Origin of the sequence: Micromonospora lutea, assembly GCF_016863535.1 — a bacterium.
Taxonomy (GTDB): Bacteria; Actinomycetota; Actinomycetes; order Mycobacteriales; family Micromonosporaceae; genus Micromonospora; species Micromonospora lutea.
Genome location: NZ_BOPB01000009.1, coordinates 78,391 through 102,763 on the forward strand (window position 1 = coordinate 78,391; position 24,373 = coordinate 102,763).

Consider the following 24,373-nt stretch of genomic DNA (forward strand, 5'->3'; position numbering starts at 1 on the left):
GCCCTTGGTTCAGGGATCTGGACTGGTCGTCTAGGCGGGGCCCGATAGACCTGCGACGGTGTACCCGTCGGCCTGGGCACGGTACAGCTCGGCGTAGACGCCGTCGCGTCGGACGAGCTCCGCATGGCTGCCGCACTCGACGACGCGTCCGGCGTCCAACACGATGATCTGGTCAGCCAAGCGCATGGTGGAGAATCGGTGCGACACCAGCAGGATGATCCGGCCATCGCGCCGGTCGGCCGCCAACCCCTCCTCGATGATCTGCGTGAACAGCTCGTGCTCCGCCACGGGGTCGAGTGTTGCGGTCGGCTCGTCCACGACGGTCAGCGACGCGTCGGGGCGCATCATCGCTCGGCCGAGGGCCAGCCGTTGCCACTGCCCGGTGGAGGGCTCGACGCCGCCGAACGCCGGCCCCAACTGAGTCGCCAGCCCATCCGGTAGGGCGGCCACCGTGGGCCCGGCACCGGCGCGGGCGATCGCCTGGCTGAGCCGCGTCGGGTCGTGGAGGTGGCGCACGTTTCCCACACCGATCGTCTCGCCGGCAAGCAGTTGGAATCTGGCGAAGTCCTGGAAGACGGCGGTGACGCGGGCGCGCCAGGCTGCCGGATCCAACTCGGCCAGCGGTGTCCCGTCGACGGTGACGGTGCCGGCCGGCACCTCGTACATGCCCGTGAGGATCTTGACCAGTGTCGTCTTGCCGGCACCGTTGACCCCGACCACGCCCACCACCGTGCCGGATCTCAGCTCCAGGCTGACGTCGCGCAGCACGTCGACCTCGGTGCCCGGATACCGGAACGACACGTTCTCCAGCTTGATGCCCCGCTCGATCCGGGCAGGCGGGGCTGCCCCGGTCCGTTGCTGGTCACGGGCGTAGTCACGCAGCCAGCAGTAATGGTCGACCACGTGACCGGCCGCCGCCAGGGAGCCGACCTCGCCGACCACCCGGTTGAGCTGCCGGTGAAGTTCGGCCGCGAGGACGAGCACCATCATCACCGCGCCGAGGCTGGCTTCGCCGTTGGTGACCTTGGCGGACAACACCCAGAGGATGCCTACGAAACCGGCACCGTAGAAGCACCATCCGAGGATCTCCCAGAGCGCCGCGCGTAGCGACGCCACGGACTCCCTACGGATCCCCTCCTGGCACAGCGCGGACGCACGCTGGTCGATGACATCACCCGCGCCGGTGATCGCCAACTCCTTGCCGGCCTCGGGCGTGGTGCACATGTCGTGCAGCAGCCACTCGCGTCGGCTCAACTCGGCGCAGTCGTCCCACATCCTCCGCAGGATCCGGTTGGAACGTTGGGTCATCAGCAACGGTGGAACGGCGAACAACGTGAGAGCGCCGAGCAGGGGATCCACGCTGGCGAGCAGCGTCACGCTCGCCGCGAGGCTGGCCAGCGCGAAGAAGGTGCCGGCGTACTGCCAGCACAACGCCGCGAGCGTCCAGGTGCCCCGGTGCAGGCGGTCCAGCGCGTCGAGGTAGCGAGGTTGCTCCAGGTGGGCCACGGTCGGTATCGACGCGTCCAGGTGGAGGATCTCCTGGCTGATCGCGATGTTCACCCTGTCCATCAGGTACAGCAGCATGTTTTCCCGCATGCGGTTGCCGGTGACCGACACAGCGAAGGCGACCGCGCCGAGCGCGACCGCGCCGAGTACGCCAGCGAGTCGTCCCGCCACTGCGGTGTCGACCAGCCACCGCTGACTGAGCGCCGTCGCGATGACGAGGCCGGCCTCGGCGGCCATCAGCAGCGCGATCGCCACCACCGTTCTCCGGTCCGCACGCAGCGAGAGCCGCAGCGTGTGCCCCAGCACCTGCCACTGGCGTCGCATCAGTGCCTGCCTACGGACTGTGGCTGCGCCGCCGGAGTGTCGGTGAAGCGGGAGCCCTGGAGCAGGAACATCCGTCGGTACTCCCCGTCGGTAGCCATCAGCTCGTCATGGCTGCCCTGCTCGGCGATGCGCCCGGCGCGTAGCAGGACGATGCGGTCGGCCGAGCGCACCGTGGAGAGCCGATGCGAGATCAGCACGACCGTCGCCGTGCTCACCGAGGAGACGACGTGCTGGTAGAAGGCCGTTTCGGCGCGGACATCCAGGTGTGCGGTCGGCTCGTCCAGGACGAGGATGCGCCGACCGTTCCGTACCGCGAAGAGGGCCCGCGCGATCGCGATGCGCTGCCACTCGCCACCGGACAGCTCCGTGCCCTCCGAACCGGCGCGCCACAGCGACGTGTCCAGCCCCTCCGGAAGCCGGCCGACGAAGTCCGCGCCTGCGGCTTGCAACGCCTGCTCGACACCGGCCCGATCGGCGACCGCCTCGGGGGCGGCGAGCGCGACGTTGTCAGCGATCGACGCAGGGTACCGGAGGAAATCCTGAAAGACCGTCGCGAGGCTGCGCCGCCAATCGGCCAGGTCGAGATCGCGGAGATCGTGGCCGTCCACGGTGATCCGCCCCGCAGTGGGCTGGTAGAGGCCGGCGAGGAGCTTGATCAGGGTGGTCTTGCCGACACCGTTCGGTCCCACCAGCGCCACCCGCTCGCCGGCGGAGAGAGTCAGGCACAGATCGTCGAGGACTGGGCGCCCGTCGCGGTAGGCGAAGTGCACATGCTCGAAACGGACCTCCGGCACGCCCTGCGGCGCGACCGGCGTCGCCGGGGGAGGCAGCCGGTCGCTCACCGTGGCGTGACCGTGGCGGAGCATGAGGCGGTCGAGCGCGGAAACCGCGCCGAGACCGTACTCGATGTCGAACGCCTCGAAACCGAGGAAGCCGATCGCCAGCACCGCCCACCCGGCCACGATCATTGTCACCATGCGGCCGGCGTCGATCCGGCCGTCGAGGACGGCGCTCGCCGGTATCCACAGGGCCAGCCCGGCGCTCCCCGCGAGCAGGAAGATGGTCAGCTTCTGGTGGCGCAGCACCCGCCACAGGGCGCGCCAGGTCGGAGCTGCCGCGTGGTAAGCGAGAGCCTGACGCCGCCGCGTTACCCAGTGGGCCAGTCCGAAGAGCTTGACCTCTTTGGCCTCCTGACCCACCGTGAGTCGGGTCAGATATCCGAGGCGGCGTTCGTTGTGCGCCTGCGCGTCCTTCACCGCGACCAGGGCGATCCACTGTCGGCGTACCCGTGCCCTCACGAAGACCGACACCGTGAGTAGCGCCACGGCCAGCGGTACCGAAAAGGTGGCCACCACAACTGCGGCCGCGACCGCACCGAGGAACTTGAACAGCAGCGTCACCTGACCGACCGCCGCGGTGCCCACCGACCGGGTGCGGCCCACGCCCTTTCCGGGATCGGCAGCCCGCCGGGCATCGTCCTGGAACGTCTCCGACTCGAGATGACCGATCTGTTCCGGCGTACGGGCCAACTGCCGCACCCGCTGCCGGGTCCAGCCATCGATACGGCGGATCACGACCCCGGTGATGACAGCGCGCAGAGCGGAGGTCACGTTTATCGCGAACATGCAGCTGCCGAGGAGCAGAATGGCCATCCGCAGGCGGCTACCGTCGGGGTCGTCGCCGATGACGGTGACCAGGTGGCCGGTGACCCACGCGTTGATGGCCGGCAGCAACGCCTCGACCGTGTACGCCGTCAGCATGCCGACGACGAGCCATCGGCGCGCGACGGTCAGTTGGCGGAGCAGGCGGATCCGGCCGCGCGTGACCTCAAGGAGTGACCGCGACATCGTGTTCCTTCGAACTGGCGTCGCTCACGACGTGCCTGACCTGCGCGGTGTAGCGCTTGTGGACGCCCGGAAGCGGAAGCCGCCGCCGGGCTTGGCGAAGGTCCGCAGCGTCGGCGCGGATCGCATCGATCAGTTCGGTGAGCTGGCGCGCGGCGTCGTCGGCACGCGGATCGTCCACCCGCGCAAGTGTCGCCGACCGCAGCACGGCGACGGTCAGACGGTCGAAGTGCGTGCCCAGGGAGCAGGACAGCGGCGCCACCCTCGACGTCGGCTGGGCCAACGCGGGCGCCAGTAGCTCGTCGATGGCGGAGACAAGCTGCGCCCGGCGGACGTTGTACGCGTCGATGTCGCGTTTGAGTCTGCCGAGGCGGTGATCGTCGGGCGTGCCACGGGCGGCGTCCTCAAGATCCCACAAGGTCTGGTTCACCTGCTGTAGCCGGGCTACGACCGGATCGACGTCGGCGGGAATCGCGAGCCCGTCGGCGCGCAGTCGGCTCAGCAGGGTTGTGGCCGGATCGTCGGTCGGGTTTCCCGCTGTGGTGGGTGGCCGGTCGGGTCGGGGCGAATGACCGGCCACCAGCCGGCTCGGCATCGTCACGTGGGTCGGCTGGCCCTCGTGGGTGCCCAGGTGAACGCCCTTCTCGGCGATGCGGGTCAGGATCGAGCCGATCGACCGGTTCGGGTGCCACTCGGGGCCGCTCAACACGCCCCAGGCGATCATCGCGCGGATCAGGACCGGGTCGACCGGGACCCACAGGTCGTCGACCCGGATCTCAGCCCAGGAGTGCTCGACCGCGAACGGTGGCGCGACGATGAGCCCGAACGAGCGGCGCGCCCCGAGGCCCGCCGCCCGTGCCCGTAGCGCGAGGAGCTTCGCCACGCCGGCGCAGTCGGCGAGCTTGCTCTCCTGGATGAAGCCGACGTCGTGGCGCAGGTCGGAGGGGAGCATGACGAAGTCGAAGTCCCGGGTCTCGTCGAGAACCTCGACAGCCGCGGCGGGCAACGCGGGCCAACTGCCGTTGACCGTGGTGCGGATCGACTCACGCAGACCGGGGCCGTCCGCGTGGACGACCCGCTCGACGAGCCGGCCGCCCGGGACGGCGAGCACGTATCGGCAGGTCGGACCGTGGGTCGGCGTGGGGCACCGGAGCTGGTACTCGATCTCGTAGCAGGCCGATCCGGCGGCGTCGACCTGGCGCAGTGCGGCGGGCCAGAAGCGGCGCGCGGCTACGGCCAGCGGGCCCCGGTTGAGGTGCAGGGCGATGTTGGCCAGGTCGTGGCTGTCGTACCAGTCCTGCCCGTCGCGCCGCTCGATCGGCAGTCCGGTCTCCGCCAACAGGTCGAGGAGCCCGGGCCGCAGCCGGAAGCGTTCGTACGCCGACTGGGTGTCCTCGACGAATCGGCGGGACGTGACCGGGATGCGGCGCAGCTTTCCGACGAGATCCCGGGCCTGTAGCGCCAACTCATCCCCGGGCTTGTTCTCCTGCGCCACTGATCGGCCTCCCCTAAGCATGGCTCAGATGTTCGCGAGGTACTCCTCGACCACCTCCAGCGTCGGCAACGGCGAGCCGTTGGCGAGGATCTTCGTCTGTGCGTACCTCGTCAGCTCCCGCACGGTGCTGATCGGCAGCGCGTCCTCGATGGACATCGGCTCGATGGCCAGTAGGTCCTCCAGTGCGAAGGCAAGCTCGATGAGCCGCAGCGAGTTGTAGCCGAGGTTGCCGACCAGCATGTCGTCGAGGCCCGCTCGATGAACCGGCTGTGGGGCGATCGCGCCTGCAACGCGGGTGATGATGTCGGTCAACCGCGCCAGGTCCACCCCGGTGTCGGCTGCCCCCGGGCGAACACCTTCGGTCATGCTCACCATCCCAGAGTGTCGCCGCGTACCGACTCGTGCATCGTCAACGGCCGAGCCCATGTTTCCGGGGTTGATCGACTTGTGTCAACCCAGGTCGCGGCTTGCCGACCCGGGGTAGCCGTTCCTAAGCTGTTCCGGATCGTCCATGATCTAGGGGGTTCCGGTGCCGCAGTTACTCTCCGCGATCCCGGTACTGGCGGCGCGCGATGTCGCGGCGAACACGGCCTTCTGGGTCAACGTCATGGGTTTCACCCTCACGTTCAGCGTCGACGGGTTTGCCGGCGTGGCGCGCGACGACATCAAGCTCTATATCGGGCAGGTCGACGACCAGCGCATTGCCGACAACACCCAGGCGTGGCTGATCGCGGCGGACATCGATGCCCTCTTCGAGGAGCTGTCGGTGGTGCTGTCCACCGACTACGAGGACGCGAGCCAGCCCGCGATGACCGCCATCACCGACCGGCCGTGGGGCCGCGAGTTCGCCGTACGCGACCAGGCGGGCAACTGCGTGCACATTGTGGCCGGACCGGGGGAGTAGGTGCGGCCCCACGTCGCATCGGACCGGGTATCCCCCCGGTGGAGCCCCGAGTTCGAGCAGACGTTGCGTGAACACCTGCCGGACCTGGACGAGGGCGTCGAACTGGCCGACGACGACGCGCTGTTCGATCTCGGCCTGGACTCCTTCGGTACGGTCGACCTGATGGTGACGCTTGAGGGACGGTTGGGCGTGAGCATCCCCGACGACAAGCTCACCGCCGAGACGTTCGCCACCGTCGGCTCGCTCTGGGGTGTGCTGGGGCCACTTCTCCACGGTGCGCCATCCGCCGTGCCACCGGACTAGCCCTCGACACGACCGGGAGCGATTTGATGCCGCGTCAGGGAGCGTACGACAACGGCCTGGACTGCTTTGCGGACACCTACACCGTCCTGCTGCGTGACCTCGGTGTCGACGCGCGGGTGCTGGGCGACGAATGGGGGTATCGCTACCTGCCCGCCGGGCCCGCCACCGACCTGCCGTTCACCCGCTTCCAGACACGGCAGTACACCTATCCGGACTCCGTCCGGCGCTGGTACGGCATCGAGGAGCGCTGCGTCACGCACACGGACCCGGTGGCTCAGTGGGACGCCGTGCGGGACGGGCTGAGTCGTGGGCGGGCCGTCGGCATCAACGTCGACACGTTCCACTACCGGCCGTCGCTGTTCTACCAACGTATCCATCATCTGCACCGGGTGGTGGTGCAGGACTGGAACGCCGATCGGGTGTACGTCTGTGACGACCTGCCGGGCAACCCGTTTCAGGGATGGATCCAGATCGACGAGCTCAACGCCGCGGTGGGCAGCGCCGAACTGGCCGAGGGCTTCGCGTGGGCCGGTGGCGCGTGCTGCACCATCGAACTGTGCGCCCCGACCGAGGTGCGTCCGCCGACGACCGGGTCGCTGCGCGCCGCGCTCGACGGAAACGTGCGCGAGTACCTGACGGGAAGCGACGGGTCGGAGCAACCCACCGGCGAACACGCGGTGCGCCGTTTCCTGGCCGACATCCGCGCATTCGCCGAGACCGAGCCGCAGCTCGGTGACGCGCTGGTGGTCCAGGGAGTCACGTTCTTCGGCACGATGGCCAAGCAACGCCGCCAGAACGCGCTCTTCGTCGAGATGGTCGGTGACCGCCTGGACGTCGACCTTGGTGAGATCGGGGAGGGGTTCCGAGAGACCTCATACCGGTTGGACAAGCTGCGGGCGGTCTTCTTCTACGGCGTCTCCGCCAAGCGGCCGACCAGGAAGTTCCTGACGAAACTCGCCGACTCGCTGGAGGAGACCTTCGCGGCGGAGCGTGCGGACGTCCTCCGCCTGGCCGCGCTCGTCAACTGACCAGAGCGTCGGCCAGGACGCGACGGTCGATCTTGCCGTTGCTGTTCAGCGGGAGCCGCTCCAGCCACTCGATACGTCGAGGGATCATGAATGGCGGTAGTTGCTCGCGCAGTGCCTGGCGCAGCTCCCGGGCGTTGCACCTGGTGCCGGTGTAGAACGCACACAGGGTGCGTTTGTCAGGACTGACCAGGGCGACCGCCTCCTCGACGGAGGCGTGCCGACGCAGCGCGAACTCGATCTCGCCGAGTTCGATCCGGCAGCCGTTGAGCTTGACCTGGCGATCCATCCGTCCCAGATGGACAAGGGTCCCTGACTCGTGCCGTACCCGGTCGCCGGTGCGGTACCAGTGTCGCGCCGTGAGGGGGGTGGCGCCGTCGTAGGGCACGGCCGATGTGCCGTCGTACGAGGTGAAGGCTCCCGCGTCGCGGCGCGGATCAAGGTAGCCAGGGAAGCGCTGCACACCTCGTACGCACAACTCACCGTCATCGGTCGGGGCACCGTCGTCGTCGAGCAGCACGTGGTCGAGGAAGGGGTACACCTGCCCGATCGGCACCGTGCCGTTGCTGGTGGCCGGCCAGTCGGCAGGATCCGCCGGCAGGCGGTACTCGGTGCAGGCCACTGTGAGTTCCGTCGGGCCGTACACGTTGTCGATGGTGCTGGCGGGTGCGGCCAGCCGCCACAGCCGCGCCTGGTCGTAGGTGAACTGTTCGCCGATGAACAGCGACCAACGCAACCCGGGCATTGCGTCCGCAGACAGGCCACGCATGCCGTGTGCCAGGCTGATGACGCTGGGCACGGAGAACCAGTGGGTGATGGCCCGGTCCCGCACATAGCGGGCGGGGGAGACCAACTCGTTGCCGGTCGGAACGACGAGCGTGGCACCCGCGCCCCAGGCCACGAAGAGGTCGAACACCGACGGGTCGAACGTCAGGTCGAAGGTCTGGGACAGGCGGTCGCCCGGCCCGACCTCATAGCGCGCGATGTTGTGCCTGATGTAGGCGTGTGCGCTGCGGTGACTGATCGGTACACCCTTGGGCACGCCGGTCGACCCCGAGGTGAACAAGATGTACGCCACAGCGTCGGGGGCGGCGAACCGGTCCGTGACCGGCTGTCCGACTGCCGACGACGGCCGGAGGGTCCTCGTCCCCTGCCCGCGCAGTCGATCTTCGACCGGGTCGAGCACCGTGTCGTCGAGCAGGACCGTGTCGCTGCCGGCGGCGGTCACCATCAGGGCGGTGCGATCGGCCGGATACGTGGGATGCAGCGGTACCACCGGCGCGCCGCACCGCAGCGCGGCGAGGTAGCCGGCGTAGGCCAGCGAGGTACGGCTGGCGCAGAGGCCGACCGGGGAGCCTGCGTGCCCGGCGGCCACCAGACCCACCGCGATGCGACCAGCGAGGTCCCACAGTTCCCGGTAGGTCAGCACGGTCCCGCCGAGGTCCAATGCCGGTTGATCCGGGTGGTCACGCACCGTACGCGCGACCATCTCCCCGAGCGTGGTCACGTGCCTCCTCCCGTGCCGGCCAAGGTCAGCGTCATCATAGGCACCACCTCAGTTGTCTGCGTCGATCGACTACGAGCGGGCGAGAGCTGAGCATCAGCGCAGCGCATAGGCCGACTGGAGAATCGTCACACTGGACAGCAGGTGCAGCATCCGGTCCTCCACCTCGGTTGGCGCGGTCGTACCCGACTCGATCCGGGCCAGGAACGCACGGACGGCCCGCAGGTCGAAGAACGGGTTGTCGGCCAGCGCGCCATCGTCGACCCGCTGGCGCAGCACCGCCGCCAACCGGGTCGCGCCTGCACCGGGAGGCGCGTAGAACGGTCGCTTCGGCGCCCGGAACACCTCGTCGGTGAGATACCCACGCATCGCCTCGCGCAGCACCCGCTTCGTGTCGCCACGCAGCAGTTCGGCTGGCGGGAGGGCGCGTGCCACCTCGAACAGGTGATGGTCGAGCAGGGGCAGGCGTACCTCCACGGCGCGTGCCATGTCCAGCCGTTCCGCCGCGAGTATGTAATTGCAGAACCAGGTCCGTAGGAACAGATACAGCGACTGGTGCGCCGGCGAGCGCCCGTCGAGTTGCCCGTGGGCGCCATCGATGAGCGCGCCGAGGCTGTCCCGGCCGGCGAAACGTGCGGCGAAGTCGGGGCGCAGCAGCGCGGCGACCGGGAGCGCGGTGTGCATGGCGCGGTTGATCAGCCAGCCGGGCACGAAGCCGAGCCGCGACAGCGTGCCGGTCAGTGTGGCGGAAACGGGCCCGGCGGCGAGGCTGCGATAGGCGCGCCGCGCCCTCACCAGCGCCTCCGGCGATGCGCTCAGTCGCAGGTCGGCCCGGAGGTGGTCGTACCCGGCGAAGAGCTCGTCGCCGCCTTCGCCGGAGAGCGCCACCCGCAACCCCGCCTCGTGGATCGCGGTGCTCTGCGCCAGCCGTGCCGTGCCGTGCCCGTTCTCCTGGAGCATCTCCCCGGCGGTGACGGCCGCCACGGTCGCTGCCGTGAAGACTTTGTCCGGCACCGCGATCTCGTGATGGTGGGTGCCCAGCGCTGCCGCGGTGCGTGCGGCCGTCGCGCCCTCGTCGCGGGGATCGAGTGGGAACCGGATCGTGAAGGTGCGCAGCGGGATCTGGGCGGCCGCCACGCCAACGACGCTTGACGAGTCGAGTCCGCCGCTGAGGTGAGCGCCGACGGGAACGTCGGCGACGAGGCGCAACCGCACGGCCTCCTCGACCGCGTCCCGGACCGCCTCGTGGGCGTCCTCCGTCGCGTGACCCGTCGACCATTCGGGAAAGTTCGGCTCCCAGTACTGGCTGACCCGTAAGGAGCCTCGCTCGACGCGGAGCATCGCACCCGGAGGAAGCTGGTGAATGCCGGCGAAAAGGCTGCGGTCGGGGCCGAAGCAGGCGTGCAGGTAGTCGTGAAAGGACTCCTCGTCCCAACGTCGGACGGCACCCGCCGCGAACAGCGCCTTGACCTCCGACGCGAGCACCAGGCGCCCGTCGATCCAGGTGTAGAAGAGCGGCTTTACGCCGAACCGGTCGCGGACCGCGGTCAGACGCTGTCGAATCTCATCCCAGAGCACCAGGGCGAACTCGCCGCGCAGGGCGGTGACGAAGCGGTCCGGATCCTCCTCGTAGAGGTGCGCGGCTATCTCGCTGTCGGACTCGGTGGCCAGGTGGTGGCCGCGCCTGGCCAGGTCGCGCCGCACCTGTCGATACCCGTAGAACTCGCCGTTGACGACGGCGCGGACGCTCCCGTCGGTGTTGCGTACGGGTTGGTCGCCGTTGGCGATGCCGACCACCGCGAGCCTGGACTGTGCCAGGCCGACCTCGCCCGTCGCGGACACCCAACGGGCGACGGAGTCCGGGCCGCGGTGGCGCAGGACCTCGATGGGTCCCAGGTCTGCCGGGGCCAGGCCGGCGTCCGGCGACCAGATCGCGACGATGCCGCACACGGTCCCGCCTAGCCGGTCGGCGGACGGGTGGCGGCCAGCAACCGCTCCACCTCGTCGTCGGTGAGCGACTCGACGGCACGCAGCGCGTCCAGCCGCGCGTCGTCCGGTGGGGCCTGGGCGAGGCGTTGGTAGTCCACCTTGCCGTTCGGCGTCAGCGGTAGCGCCGTCACGATGTACAGGCGGCTCGGCAGGCAGTGGTCGGGGAGTTGCCGCGCGAGGTGGTCTCGGAGCGCGCGCTGCTCAACGGTGGTGCCGGGTCGGACAACGGCGTACGCGACGAGCCGGACCCGCCCGGTGTGGTGCTGACCGCAGACGGCGGCGTCGTGCACGCCTGGCGCCGTACGCAGCACCGCCGCCACCTCGTCCGGCTCCACGCGATGACCTCTGATCTTCAGCTGTCGGTCGATTCGGCCGTGGTAGCGCAGCACACCGAGTCGATCGCGGCTCGCGAGGTCACCCGTCCGGTACCATCGACCGCCGTCCACGCCCGGGGCAGGACGGAACCGGTCGGCGGTGAGTCCCGGCCGCCCGAGATAGCCGCGGCCGACGCCGGTCCCGCCCACCGCCAACTCGCCGCGTACGCCGACCTCGGCCGGGACACCGTCGGCCTTGGTCAGGACATTGTCGACCAGCACCTCGGCCGTCGCGTACGGCACGGGGTGACCGATAGGCACCGCCTCGGGATCGCCTCCGCCTACCGGGTGGACACAGCAGCCCACTGTTGTTTCGGTCGGACCGTACTCGTTGACCGCCTCCGCGGCCCAGCCGTCGGCGAGCCAGCGCCGCACCTGCCGGAGGTGCAGCGCCTCGCCGCCGATCACCAGCATGTCGACGGCCGGCGGCCGGTCCCGTTCGACGCTCCACCACGACCCGAGCACGTCCAGGTGCGACGGGGTCAGCTTCAACATCGACCAGGAACGGGCCGCCAGGAGGGCGGCCAGCGCGGCGGTGCCATCGCCGGCGACGAGCCGCACGGTACCGCCGCGCAGCGACGGCGCGAACAGGCCCGTGACGGTGAGGTCGAAGGCGGGCGAGGTGGCCACCAGGGCAGCACCGCCGGCCCGGTAGCGCTCGGCCGCCCAGTCGAGGTAGGCGACGAGTGCGCGGTGCGGGATCGCCACGCCCTTGGGCGTGCCGGTGGAGCCGGAGGTGTAGATGACGTAGGCGAGGTTCTCTGGGTGAAGCGCGGGCAGTGCGAGCCGTGGCGTACCCGGTGCCGGGCGGGTGTGCACCGCCAGCCTGGGAACGGCGACGTCCGTCAGCGGGGGACCCTCGCCGGCGTCGAGCACCAGGCGTGCGCCGCTGTCCGCAACGATTGCCCGCTGCCGCGCCACCGGATCGGTCGGGTCGACCGGCACGAAAGCGGCCCCGGTGTAGAGCACCGCCCAGAGCGCGAGCAGCAGGTCGCAGCGGCGTCCGACGCGTACGGCGACCGTGCGTTCGGGCCCGGCACCGGCCGCGAGCAGGACCTGCGCGAGGGCGTCGGCGCGGCGATGTAGTTCTCGGTAGCTCAACGCGTCGGTGCCGTCGTCGACCGCTATCGCGTCGGGGTGGGCGCGGGCGCTCGCGATGAGCCGCGCGCGAAGAGCTGCATCGTGTGGTGCGCGCTCCACCGGATGGTCCCTGTCGGCATGGCGTGATGCGATGATCATCGACGTTAACACACCTATCGTGGGAGAGAGATATGTGGATCTTCGCGATCAGCCCGCGGAGTAGCGACCCACGCACCGCGTGGTCGCAGATCGACACCACGATCCGGTTAGCCGACCGGTACGGGTTCACGGGCGTTCTGGCGCACACGGGCAACGACGCCCTCTTCGATCCGTGGCTGGTCGGGCAGCACGCGTTGGACAGCACGCCCCGGCTGGAGCCACTGGTGGCGGTGAACCCCGTGTACCACCATCCGTTCGCGGTAGCCCAGTGGATCGCGGCGCTCACCCACCGGTATCAGCGACGGGTCTTCCTGAACTTCGTCACCGGCACCGCCACACCCGACCGGGTGGCGTTGGGCGACGATCTCGACCACGACCGGCGCTACGACCGGCTACGCGAGTACGCACAGATCGTGCTGGCGCTGGTCGACGGCGCGGCACCGCTGACCGTCACCGGCGACTTCTACCAGTTGCGCGGCGCGCGGTTGCGCCTGCCCACCCCGCCTGGGCTGCGTCCCGTGCCCTTCATCGCGGGGCAGTCGCCGGCTGCTGCCCAGTGCTCCAGGGCGATCGAGGCGGTCAGCGTCGGGATGTGGCGCCCGCAGCCGCCGGACCGGGGGGAGTCGAAGGGGGCGTACGCCGGGTTGATCGTGCGGGAGAGCGACGCGGACGCCTGGCGGGTGGCCCGGGAACGCTACCCCGCGGATCCGGATCTGGCGGCGGCCGGCGCGGCCGCGCTTCGCTACACCGACGCGACCTGGCGGCATCAGGCGTTCGCCGAGGCGGAGGAGCCGAACGAGCGGCCGACGTGGTTCTGGCGCGAGCCGATGCGTAGCATGCGCGCCGACTGCCCGTACCTGGTGGGCGGGGTGGAGACGCTCGCGCCAGTGCTGGCCGCCCACCAGAGCGCCGGCTTCGCGAGCCTCATCCTCGACCTGGCGCCACACGACGACGACTTCCGATGGGCCGAACGACTTCTCACCCGCGCCCGCGAGTTGGCCGGGCCGCCTGGGTAGTGGCCACGGCTCGGACGGTCAGCTCGGGGTCGGCGGCGATGGCAGCCTCGGTGAAGGCGCAGTCTCGTAGCTGGCCCCGGGTGAACAGGCGCGTCTGGTCGGTGAAATACGGCGACGCCGGATCGGCTGACTGGCCGAACGTGAGCAGCGCCCGCGCCGTGGGGCCCCGAGTGCCGAACGAGACCACCATCAGGTAACTCGTGCCGGTGTTCACCACGTACCCGTCGGCCGTCAGATCGGTGTCCGCCGACGGTGGGCCGGCGTCGACAACCGGCTCCAGCGAGCTTCCCGGCCGAGCGGTATGCCCGACGACGTTGGCGATGCCGACCTGCTCGTGGGAGCCCGGCACGGGGATCCTGGTCGTGCCCTTCAGCGTGTATTGGACGTCGCCGAGGCTCACGTCGAGCGCCAACGAGTTGGCGGACAGCCGGAGCATGGCGGCACCGAGGCCGGTGAGCAGCGGTGTGATATCGGCCGGCGCGCCACTCGGCGTGGTCGTCGGCCGCCGCGAGTCGAAATCCACGCTGAACAGCGCGCCGGCGCGGGTCAATGCGTCAGGGTGGGCCAGCAGCACGGACCGGATCGTCTCCCGCCACAGGACCGCGCCGCTGCTGCCGACGTCGAATTGACCGTCCCAGCGCCGCAGCACTGCGCAACCCGGGCGCAGGTCGACGCTGCTACCACCGACCCGGATCGGTTGGTCGCCGCGGGCGCGGCAGCCCCGGGTCACGGCGTCGCGTAGCAGGACGGCGGTCAGGGCGTCGTTGGACAGCACCGCCTCGCCCAGGCCGGACAGGTCGAGACCGCTGGCGGCTCGATCGTTCAGGAGCCGGAAGTTCTCCCTGGAACGTGCGCTCAGCGGCGTGCCTTCCGTGCCCTGCAACGGCGAGTAGCCGGTGAGCGGCTGATGCGCGTTGACCATCCAGTGGCTGTCGTTGGCGTTCAGCACGTAGTCCCGCCGCAGCAGTTGCGGCTGTCGGCTGAACGGGACCAGCCCGGGAACGCGGGCCCCGGGCTCGGCCACCCACGCGTTCGCACCCACGCTGCCATCGAGCACGCCGTATGGGCTGTGCCGCCACTGCCCGGCGGTGGCGGCGGAGAGGTTCGGGGTGGCCGAGGCGTCGGCGTACCAGGCGTTGCCCTTGTCGTCGGTGGCAAGCGTGTTGACCCAGGGAATCGACTGGTCGCGTGCGATGGCGTCGCGGACACCGGCCACGTCGGTGGCGAGCGCGATGCCGAGCCACTGCTGGGTGAGCCCCCCGGTGTCGATGTTCGCGTCCCGGTAGGTGATCGCCCGGAGCGTGCTCCAGCGCAGCGACGCGTCGCTGCTGGAGAGGTCGAGCACGGGACCGTACCGGGTGGACCAGAGCGTCCGGGTCACCGGTTCGGGCTGTCCCGACCCCCAGTCCACCGAGATGGTCACCTCTTTCGCGGTCATCTCCTCCGGTTGGCCGTCGACCAGGTACGTGGTGGGTCGACCGGGCACCAGGTCGACGGAGTACAACGTGTACCGCGATCCCGAAGCGACGGTGTGCGTCCAGGCCACGTGATCGTTGAAGCCGATCTGGACGCCGGGGATTCCGCCCAGCGCGGCGCCGTACACGTTGAGCACACCGGGAACCGTGAGGTGTACCTCCCAGAAGCGCAGTTCACCCTGCCAGGGGAAGTGCGGGTTGGCCAGCAGCATGCCGTGGCCGGAGCGGGTCCGCTCGGCACCGAGTGCCCAGCCGTTGCTCCCGACGCCGCCTGGTTCCTCGGGCAGCCTGGCGAGCCCGGCGGGCATGATCCGGGCCGGATTCCGGCGGGCGGACGTCAATGGGCCGGCCGATATCGCGCCTGGCGGCTGAGCCAGTGCGATGGGCGCGAGGAGTTGTTGCCCGCTCGCCGAGAGCGCGACGTCGCGTTGGTACGCGAGGAGGTCGACCACCGTGACGTGGGGCAGCCAGTCCTGGCCGGCACACCAGCCGGGCACCCCGGCGGCGCCGTGCTCGTCGAGATAGGCGTTGTAGCCGGCCGCGTATCCGCTGAGCAGGTCGTGGACCGGTGGCGACAGTTCGGTGACCTGGGCTTCGGCCCGTTCGCGCAGGCCGAGTCCGAGGTAAGCGAGGTCAGTGGCGAGGTGGACCCGGTCGGGCCCGGGGCCGAACCACCGGGACCGTTGACTGCGGATCTTGATGATCTGGTCGGCGAGGTCGCAGAACCGATCCTCGGCGTACGCCCAGCCCTGGCCGAACCCGGCGCCGCCGAGATCCGCGGCGAGCACATGGGGGACGCCGAAGCTGGTCCGGCGGATGACCGCCTGGTAGGTGTCGCCCTGCACCGTGACGGTCGTCGACGATCCCGGCGTCGCGACCAGGACCGCGGCGGAGATGGTCAGCACGGCCGCGATGGCGATGCGCCGGCTGGGACGCCGGGTCGCCACCGGGGTGCGCCGGTCAGACATCGGCGGAGTCCCATCGAAGGGTGATGCCGTGATCCTCACTGATCAGCCGTTGCCACATCGCCCTACGCTGGGGTTTTCCGCTTGTCGTCCGGGAGATCCAGCCGGTGTCCACGGTTACCACCCGCACCCGCGCCGCGTCCGCCTTGGCCCGCGCGGCCGTACCGATGGCCCCGGCCTCCGCTCCGAGGTCGCCTTCGATCACGATGACCGCCGTGACGTCGCCGTCCCACTCGCCGACCAGTGCGACCGTACGGCCCGGTGCCGGTGACAACGCCACGGCGGCCCGTTCGACGTCCTCCGCGAACAGCCAGCGGCCGAGGATCTTCGTGGCGTCGCCGAACCGACCGACCACGTAGAGCTCACCGTCGTGGAGGAAGCCGGCATCGCCCGTGCGGATCGGGTCGTGGAAGGAGGTCAGGACGCCATCCACGATGTAGCCATCGGCCAGTGCGTCGCCCCCGACGGTGATCTCGCCCAGCATGTCGACACCCAGCGGCCTGCCGTCGTCGTCGACGATGCCCAGCCGTACGCCGGACAGCGGCCCGCCGCAGGCCGTGAGTGTCATCGACCGGGGGGAGGACGGGTCCACCGGTTGAACGCGCTGGCCGGGGCGGAGCGAGTCCACGTCGACGGTGAGGCTGCGCGGGCCGCCGTGACGGGCGCCGGTCACGGCGAGGGTGGCTTCGGCGAGGCCGTACGCGGGCAGGAGCGCGTCCGGCCGGAAACCAGCCGGGGCGAGCAGTTCACCGAAGGCGCGCAGGGCGGCGTTGTCGACCCGTTCGGCACCGACGATGAGGGTCCGCCACCCGCTGAAGTCCAAACCACGGAGTTGGGCGGGCCGGACCCGGCGCAGCACGTGTGACAATCCGAACGGCGGGGTGGCCGCGGTCGTGCCGTGCGTGGAGAACGCCTGCAGCCACCGCAAGGGTGACCGGACGAACTGCTCCGGCCGCATCAGCAGCACGTCGGCCCGGTAGGCCATCGGGAACAGGAGGCAACCGACGAGACCCATGTCATGGTGCAGCGGCAACCACGAGGCATACGCATCGGCCTCGGTGAACGACATCCAGTCCCGCAACATGGTCACCTGGGCGTCGAGGGCCGACATCGAGATCCGTACGCCGCGCGGCGTGCCGGTGGAGCCCGAGCTGAACTGGACCATGGCGTTCCGGGGCGCCAGGATCGGGTCGGTGAGTGGGGTGTCCCCGTCGGTGACGTCGGCGAGCAGGGTGACGCCCGCGGCCGTTGCGGCCGGTTCGAACGTCGACGCGAGGTCGGCCGTCGTGACCAGGGTCTGTCCGCCGGTCGCCCGTACCAGCGTCACGAACCGGTCCAGGTAGCCGCCGTCACCGCTGGAGCGTCCCGGCGGTGCCAGCGCGGACGGCGACGCGCCGAGGAGCAGCGCGCCGAAGAAGGCGGCGATGAAGGTGGGCGAGGAGCCGCAGGCGATGGGCACGACGTCACCCTCACGCACGCCGGCGGCGCGTAACCGCGCGGCGGCCTGTGAGACGAGTGTGGACAACCGAGCGTACGAGTGGAAGGTCCATTCGTCGTCGGTGGCGAAGTGGACGCCACGGTCCGTTGGCGGGTCGACGAGCCAGGCGAGTGTCCGGCACGCGAGGGCGGGCTGATCGTTCTGTGACGATGCGTTTGACCGCGTGATCGCGATGCCGTCCACGTCACCTCCAAACTGAGCGATCACACAGGTTAGTCAGCGCATGTCGATCCATCAACCCTGCTCAGGTCAGGCTTGATCTTGTGATTCTCAGTGGTCGCTGAGGTGTTGCGACCGCTTGTTTGATCGACTAGCCTCGACTTTCAGCAGAGGTGAACGATCTTGCAAGTGGTAGACGGCGATCTCCAAGGTGATCGGGCACCCGCCTGGATCGTGACGTTTTGGATAACGGTGTCAGTGCAGGCGGTGTGATCGTGGATTTTGCTGTTTGGCGGGCGTGCGGCCGTCGGTGATGTCGTAGGAACTACTCTCCTCGCACCGTGCTCGTGCCGATGCGGCAAGTCGCGTGCACGGCTGCGCCAGACCAGGGTTTGGTGTTGATGAAGCCGAGCGGTGACCAGGAACTGACGCTCTTGCAGGCGGCCCCCATCCAGCAGCAGTGGTGGCACCGTCGGCAACTACGACCGGCGACACACTTCGTGCAGTGCGAGGTCCACATCGACCGCCCGGTGAAAGCGGACAGGCTGGCGGCGGCGCTGGCCGCCACGGTGGAGTCCCATGAGGCGCTGCGTACCGCGCTGGTCGCCGCACCCGGCGGCGACGTCGCTCAGGCGGTCGGCCGACGGTCGACGGAGCTGCGGGTGCTCACCGTGCCGTCGATCCCCACCGGCGCGCAACGTGACGACCTCCGGCGGGAGGAAATCGAGGCGCTTGATCCGGCCGACGGCCAGGTGCTGCGAATGGTCCTGCTCACCACCGCATCCGGCGGCGAGGGACGCGACCTTCTGCTGGTGACCGCGCACGCGGCGCTCGTCGACGCCGTCTCGCTGCGGATCATCGTCGCGCGACTGGCCAGCTACTACAGCGTCGGGGTGCCGCAGGACGCCGACGGCGTGGCCCCGTTGCAGTATCCAGACTTCGCGGCGTGGCACCAGGATCTGCTGGCCGCTGAGGAAACCACCGCCGCTCGCCGTGCCGCCCGGGAGTTGCTGGCCAAGGTCGCCCACGACGGTCCGGCGCGGCCCGAACCTGCGGTGGTGAGCAGCGCCGTGCATCGGCAGTGGCTGGACGCCGAGCTGACCGCCGAGGTCGACGCGTTCGCCGGGACGCGCTCACTGCCGGTCGGCGCGGTGCTCGCCGCCGCCTTCGCCGCGACGTGTCACCGGTGGTGGGGCGACCGCCCCGTCGCGGTCGAGTTCGCCGACGAAGCACGGGGTTTCCCCACGTTGCGGGATGCCGTTGGCGCCTTCGCGCGTGACCTGCCGGTACCCGGTCCGGTCGACGTCGACGAACCGTTCGCCGCCTGGGTCGCCCGGCTGGCAGGTGATATCGGGCGATTCGCCGAGATCGTCGACCACCTCGACCCCCGCCTACCGGAGCTGGCCGCGCCGGCGGCGAACCGGATCGGTTTCAGCTTCAGCGACGACTCGCGAATCGCCGACCTGGCCGAGTGCGGCTTTCACGTGGGTGCCGAGCACGCCAGCGCCAGAACGGAGACACACCTCGCCTGTCACCGCCGTGACCGTGGCCTGGAGTTGACGCTGACGACCAGCGACGCGATGGTGCCGGCCGCGTTGGCGGAGAGCATGCTGGCCCTGCTGCGTGACGCGCTGGCCAGGCCCCAGACGCCGCTGTCCGGGCTGGCGTGGCTGACCCGGAAACAGCGCGACGTGCTGGTGCAGCGGGCGGCCGAGGCCGGCCCGCGTACCGTCTCCGAGGACACCGTCGTCGCGGCGTTCGCGGCCCGCGCCAGTGCCACGCCGGATCGTCCTGCGGTGTCCGACGGCGCCGGCGAGCTGACCTATGCCGAGCTGGACGCCCGCTCCCGCACGCTCGCCGCCTGGCTGGTGGGGCGGGGACTGGGCCGTGGTGACAAGGTTGTTGTCAGCCTCGAGCGCGGTACGGAGTTGTTGGTGTGCGTCCTCGCCGTGCTCCGCGCCGGCGCGGCATTCGTGCCGGTCGACCCCGCCCATCCGGTCCGGCGCTTCGTCGACATCGCCGAGGACACCGACGCCGCGCTGGTCATGTGCACCTCGACGCGCCAGGCCGAACTGGGCCAGCAGGACCGCCCGGTAATGGTGCCGGAGCGGGAACTGCCGGCGATCCTCGCCACCGCCGAGGGCACCCTGCCGACGGTGGCTCCTGCGGATCTCGCGTACGTCCTCTACACCTCCGGCACCACCGGGCTTCCCAGCGGCGTGCTGGTGCCGCACGCGGCCCTGATGTCGTACCTGGCCTGGTCCGCGGAGGCGTACCGCATGCGCGAGGGCACGGGAGTGCTCACCCACTCGTCGATCAGCTTCGACTTCACGCTCACCACGATGCTCGCGCCGCTACTGGCCGGACAGCGGGTGGAGATGCTCCGCGACGGCGGCGCGGCTGGGATCGCCGCCGCACTCCGCACCGGCGGTGACCTGAGCGTGCTCAAGGTGACCCCGACCCATCTCGACCTGCTCGCGCAGCTGCTGACCCCGGAACAGGTCCGCGGCAGCGTACGCACGCTGGTCGTGGGCGGCGAGGCGCTCGACGCACGCTCCGTGCGGCTGTTCCGCGAAGCGGGCGTACGCGTGGTCAACGAGTACGGTCCGACGGAGACCGTCGTCGGCAGCACGGCGTACACCTGCACTGCGGACACACCGTCGGCCGGTCCCGTGCCGATCGGCCGTCCCATCCCGGGGACCCGCGTCTACCTGACCGACGCGGACGGGGAACTGGTGCCCGACGGTGCGGTGGGTGAGCTGTGCATCGGCGGTGCCGGTGTCAGCGACGGCTACCTGAACCGGGCCGAGCTGACCACCCGCCGCTTCGTCGCCGAGCCCGGCGACGACCCGGCCGCTCGGATGTACCGTACCGGTGACCTGGCCCGCTGGCTGCCCTCCGGCGATCTCGAGTACCTGGGTCGCATCGACGAGCAGTTGAAGATCAACGGGGTGCGCGTCGAACCCGGCGAGATCGAATCGGTGCTGGCGGACCACCCACTCGTCGCCCGCGCGGTCGTGCTGGCTCGACACAACGAGGACGTCCCCTCGCCGGTGTCCGCCGCTGCCCGGCTGATCGCCTACGTCGTGTGTGACGAGCCGGTCACCGTGGACGGGACGGAACTGGCCGAGTGGTGCCGGGCGCGGCTGCCGGAGACACTCGTGCCGCGTGCCTTCGTCATGCTCCGAGCGCTCCCGCTGACCGTCAACGGAAAGCTCGACCGCGCCGCGTTGCCTCGGCCCGACGTGCGAACCCGGGAGGACGCCACGCTTGTCGGCCCGCGTACCGAGGTGGAGGAGATCCTCGCCGGATCGATCGCCTCGGTGCTCGGTCTCGACGCCGTCGGCATCGACGAGAACTACTTCGTCCTCGGTGGGGACTCGATCCGCAGCGTCATGGTGACCAGCCGGGCCCGCGCGCGCGGCGTCGAGGTTTCCGTCGCTGACCTGCACGCCCACCCGACCGTACGGGCCTGTGCCGAGTACCTGCGTTCGCGGACGCACCGCGAGGCGCCCCCGGAACTGGCGCCGTTCGCGTTGGTGTCCGACGAAGACCGGGGCCTCATGCCGGACAACGTGGAGGATGCGTTCCCGCTCAACCTCCTCCAGGAAGGGATGATCTTTCACCGGGACTTCGCCGCGAAGTCCGCCGTCTACCATGCGATCGCGACCATCCGGATCAAGGTCCGGTTCGACGCCGACGTCATGCGTATGGCCGTGGACCAGTTGGTCGAGCGTCACCCGATGTTGCGGGTCTCCTTCGACATGGGCACCTTCAGCCAGCCGCTGCAACTGGTGCACCGTCGGTTCCCGTCCCCGCTCCAGATCGAAGACCTGCGTGATCTCTCCACCGAGGCGCAGGACGAACGCGTGCAGCAGTGGATCGAAGACGAAAAGGCGCGCGGGTTCGAGCTGGACGAGTATCCGCTGATCCGGTTCATGGTGCAACGGCTCTCCGACGAGGAGTGGCAGTTCACCTACGGGTTCCACCACGAGATCATTGACGGGTGGAGTGAGGCGTTGATGATTGCCGAGCTCTTCGGCCACTACTTCTCGGTGATCTTCGACGAGCCCATCACCATGCGCCCGCCGGTATCCAGCATGCGCGACGCGGTGGCGCTGGAACTGGAGGCGCTGCGCGACGAGAAGAATTTCGAGTTCTGGAACACGTACCTGGCCGACGCCACCGTCATGCGGCTGCCCCGGTCGGGCGTCGAACTGAAGGTGGACAAGGGCGCCCGGGACATCGTGCGGATCGCCGTGCCTGTCGATGTCGCTCTCTCCGACCAGCTCAAGCAGGTCGCACTCGGTCTGGCGGTACCGCTCAAGAGCGTGCTCATGGCCGCGCACGTCGCCGTGATGTCGACCTACGGCGGCCACGCCGACACCCTCACCTACACCGTCACCAACGGCCGCCCGGAGACCGCCGACGGCAGCTCCGCGATCGGTCTGTTCGTCAACAGCCTGGCCCTGCGGGTGGCCACGACCGGGGGCACCTGGCGGGATCTCGTTGCCGTGACACTTGGCTCCGAACGCGCATCGCTGCCCTACCGGCGGCTGCCGATGGCCGAACTCAAGCGGCACCAGGGCAGCGAGCCGCTGGCGGAGACGCTGTTCTTCTACACGAACTACCACGTGTTCGGTGTGCTTGACCAATGGCGCGAGCGCGGCGTTACGCACGTTGCGACCGAGCTGTACGGCGAATCGACGTTTCCCTTCTGCGGGATCTTCCGGCTCAACCGCGAGAACGGTCACCTCGAGGTCCGGCTGGAGTACGACAGCCTGCAGTTCTCCGCCGAGACCATGGCCGGAATCAAGGAGTGTTACGCGCAGGTCCTCGCCGCGATCGCGGCCGATCCCGACAGCCGCTACGACACCCGGTCCTTCGCCCCGCAGTGGGAACAGGACCGGCTGCGTGAGCTCGGCCGGTCGCCGGCAGCGGTGCTCGACGAACGCTGCCTGCACCAGCTCGTCGAGGAGCAGGCCACCCGTCGTCCCGACGCGGTAGCGGTGGAGCTGGACGGGCGCGCGGTCACCTACCGGGAACTGGACCGCCGGGCGAACCGTCTCGCCCACCTGCTGCGCTCCCGGGGCGTACGGCCCGACCAGGTTGTCGGCGTGCTCGCCGAGCGCTCGGTCGAACAGATCGTCAGCCTGCTCGCCGTACTCAAGGCGGGTGGGGCGTACCTGCCGCTGGACCCGGGCCAGCCAGACGAGCGGCTGATTGCGATTGTCGAGGACGCGGGCTGCGCGTTGGTCGTGACGCAGGAGCAGTACAGCGCCCGAGGACTCGCCGAGCTGCCGACCGTCGTGGTGGACGAGTCGCCGATGCCCGCCGGCGGGTACCCGGACACCGCCCCCATCAGCGGGGTCCACTGCGCAAACGCCGCCTACGTCATATACACCTCCGGCTCCACGGGGCAGCCCAAGGGCGTGGTCGTGGAGCACCGCAACGCGGTCTTCTCCACGCTCGCCCGGCACGCCTACTACGCCGAGAAGGCCGAGCGGTTCCTCCTGCTGTCGTCGTTCACCTTCGACAGCTCGGTCGCCGGCATCTTCTGGACCCTCAGCCAGGGGGGCACGCTGCTGTTGCCTCCGGAGGGATACCAGCGTGAGCCCGAATCACTGGTACGGCTCATCGCCACCGCACGCCCCACCCACACGTTGGGCATCCCGTCGCTGCTGAAGCTGCTGCTCGACCAAGGGGAGCCCGACGACCTGGCCAGCCTTCGGTCGGTCATCTCGGCCGGCGAAGCCTGTCCGGTCGAACTGGTCGAGAGCGCGGCGCGCAAGCTGCCGACGTGCTCCTTCCACAACGAGTACGGCCCGACCGAGGCGACGGTGTGGGCCACCGCCTGGACGGCGAACGCTGGCGACGATCTCGGTGAACGGCTGCAAGTGCCGATCGGCGCGCCGGTTCCGGGTGGTCAGGCGTTGGTGCTCAACCACCACGGCCAACTCGTGCCATTGGGCGTGACCGGTGAGCTGTCGATCGCCGGCCCGGGGGTCGCCCGTGGTTACCTGGGCCGGCCCGCCGAGACCGCGGTCAGCTTCCGTCCATCGCGATTCCCGGCCAGCCCCGGAGAGCGGTGCTATGCCACCGGGGACCTGGCCCGCGCCGTCGCCGACGGCTTCCTCGAGTTTCAGGGCCGCGCCGACCACCAGGTGAAGATCCACGGCTTCCGTGTCGAGTTGGGTGCCGTCGAGGCGCTGCTCGACGCCCACCCGCAGATTGCGCGTTCCATCGTGGTGGCGCAGGGCGACCCGATGGGCGACAAGACGCTCGTCGGGTACGTGGTGCCGGCCGTCGGCAGTCGACTCGTGCCCGAGGAGATCCAGCAGTACGTGCGCGAACGTCTGCCGAAGTACATGGTGCCGGCGGCGGTGCTGGTGATGGAGTCGGTGCCGCTCACGCCGACCGGCAAGGTGGACCGGGGCCTGCTCCCGCCGATCAGTCAGGCGCAACTCAAGGGCGGCGCGCCGTACCAGGCGCCGAGCACGGACATCGAGCGGGCACTGGCCGCCATCTGGTGTCGAGTGCTCCGGGTCGACCAGGTCGGCGTACACGACCGCTTCTTCGACATCGGTGGCGAGTCACTGCGGGCGATGCAGGTCATTGTCGCCACCAACAAGATGTTCCACGTCTCACTCTCCGTACGGCGGCTGTTCGAGGCTCCGACGATCAGTGAACTGGCTCTCGACGTGAGCGAGGCTGTGGCCGCTGCCGGCGGCCACGGTGCGGGGAACGAATAGG

General features: G+C 69.9%; 14 protein-coding genes. 5 read left to right on the forward strand and 9 right to left on the reverse strand.

What is annotated here, in order from left to right; genetic code table 11:
- Positions 1-30: 30 nt before the first annotated feature.
- The 4 genes from Vlu01_RS08290 to Vlu01_RS08305 are packed head-to-tail and all read right to left on the reverse strand — an operon-like array spanning position 31 to position 5,535.
- The gene (locus Vlu01_RS08290; protein WP_203996208.1) at positions 31-1,830 is read right to left on the reverse strand and encodes an ATP-binding cassette domain-containing protein; all 1,800 of its coding nucleotides are present in this window, start codon (positions 1,828-1,830) and stop codon (positions 31-33) included.
- Complete coding sequence (locus Vlu01_RS08295) at positions 1,830-3,677, reverse strand: ABC transporter ATP-binding protein (protein WP_203996210.1); 1,848 nt, start codon at positions 3,675-3,677, stop codon at positions 1,830-1,832. Before Vlu01_RS08295 ends, Vlu01_RS08290 begins: the two co-directional genes overlap by 1 nt.
- Positions 3,658-5,169 (reverse strand): DUF4254 domain-containing protein, encoded by a 1,512-nt coding sequence (locus Vlu01_RS08300; RefSeq protein WP_203996216.1) that lies wholly within the window; start codon positions 5,167-5,169, stop codon positions 3,658-3,660. The genes Vlu01_RS08295 and Vlu01_RS08300 overlap by 20 nt, the downstream gene beginning before the upstream one ends.
- A 24-nt stretch (positions 5,170-5,193) precedes the next feature.
- Positions 5,194-5,535, reverse strand: coding sequence for an acyl carrier protein (locus tag Vlu01_RS08305; protein ID WP_203996217.1), 342 nt, complete (start codon positions 5,533-5,535; stop codon positions 5,194-5,196).
- Between the two features lie 163 nt (positions 5,536-5,698).
- On the opposite strand from Vlu01_RS08305, the gene Vlu01_RS08310 reads away from it, so the two are divergent.
- From Vlu01_RS08310 to Vlu01_RS08320, 3 genes are read left to right on the forward strand one after another with little or no spacing between them, the layout of a single operon-like run.
- Complete coding sequence (locus Vlu01_RS08310; protein ID WP_203996218.1) at positions 5,699-6,073, forward strand: bleomycin resistance protein; 375 nt, start codon at positions 5,699-5,701, stop codon at positions 6,071-6,073.
- Positions 6,074-6,376: a phosphopantetheine-binding protein gene (locus tag Vlu01_RS08315; RefSeq protein ID WP_203996219.1), complete on the forward strand. Its 303-nt coding sequence runs from the start codon at positions 6,074-6,076 to the stop codon at positions 6,374-6,376.
- Positions 6,377-6,402: 26 nt separating this feature from the next.
- Positions 6,403-7,404, forward strand: coding sequence for a BtrH N-terminal domain-containing protein (locus Vlu01_RS08320; RefSeq protein WP_203996221.1), 1,002 nt, complete (start codon positions 6,403-6,405; stop codon positions 7,402-7,404).
- Here Vlu01_RS08320 and Vlu01_RS08325 read toward each other — a convergent pair.
- The 3 genes from Vlu01_RS08325 to Vlu01_RS08335 all read right to left on the reverse strand — a co-directional run bounded on the left by Vlu01_RS08325 (position 7,397) and on the right by Vlu01_RS08335 (position 12,468).
- Complete coding sequence (locus tag Vlu01_RS08325) at positions 7,397-8,908, reverse strand: AMP-binding protein (protein WP_239095782.1); 1,512 nt, start codon at positions 8,906-8,908, stop codon at positions 7,397-7,399. The genes Vlu01_RS08320 and Vlu01_RS08325 overlap by 8 nt on opposite strands.
- A 93-nt stretch (positions 8,909-9,001) precedes the next feature.
- Positions 9,002-10,855 carry an asparagine synthase (glutamine-hydrolyzing) gene (gene asnB / locus Vlu01_RS08330; RefSeq protein WP_203996223.1) on the reverse strand — a complete coding sequence of 618 codons (1,854 nt, stop codon included), beginning with the start codon at positions 10,853-10,855 and terminating at the stop codon, positions 9,002-9,004.
- Between the two features lie 8 nt (positions 10,856-10,863).
- Positions 10,864-12,468, reverse strand: a complete 1,605-nt coding sequence (locus Vlu01_RS08335; RefSeq protein WP_203996224.1) for an amino acid adenylation domain-containing protein — start codon at positions 12,466-12,468, stop codon at positions 10,864-10,866.
- A 71-nt stretch (positions 12,469-12,539) separates the two neighbouring features.
- Here Vlu01_RS08335 and Vlu01_RS08340 point away from each other — a divergent pair, with 71 nt between their 5' ends.
- The gene (locus tag Vlu01_RS08340) at positions 12,540-13,523 is read left to right on the forward strand and encodes an LLM class flavin-dependent oxidoreductase (protein WP_203996225.1); all 984 of its coding nucleotides are present in this window, start codon (positions 12,540-12,542) and stop codon (positions 13,521-13,523) included.
- Here Vlu01_RS08340 and Vlu01_RS08345 read toward each other — a convergent pair.
- Entirely contained in the window at positions 13,486-15,966 is a 2,481-nt protein-coding gene (locus Vlu01_RS08345; protein WP_203996228.1) for a penicillin acylase family protein, read from the reverse strand. The two genes, Vlu01_RS08340 and Vlu01_RS08345, sit on opposite strands and share 38 nt — an antisense overlap.
- Positions 15,959-17,644 (reverse strand): AMP-binding protein, encoded by a 1,686-nt coding sequence (locus Vlu01_RS08350; RefSeq protein ID WP_203996230.1) that lies wholly within the window; start codon positions 17,642-17,644, stop codon positions 15,959-15,961. The genes Vlu01_RS08345 and Vlu01_RS08350 overlap by 8 nt, the downstream gene beginning before the upstream one ends.
- 377 nt (positions 17,645-18,021) lie before the next feature.
- On the opposite strand from Vlu01_RS08350, the gene Vlu01_RS08355 reads away from it, so the two are divergent.
- A complete protein-coding gene (locus tag Vlu01_RS08355) occupies positions 18,022-24,372 on the forward strand; it encodes a non-ribosomal peptide synthetase (RefSeq protein WP_203996233.1) in 6,351 nt (2,116 codons plus the stop codon).
- Position 24,373 lies beyond the last annotated feature (1 nt).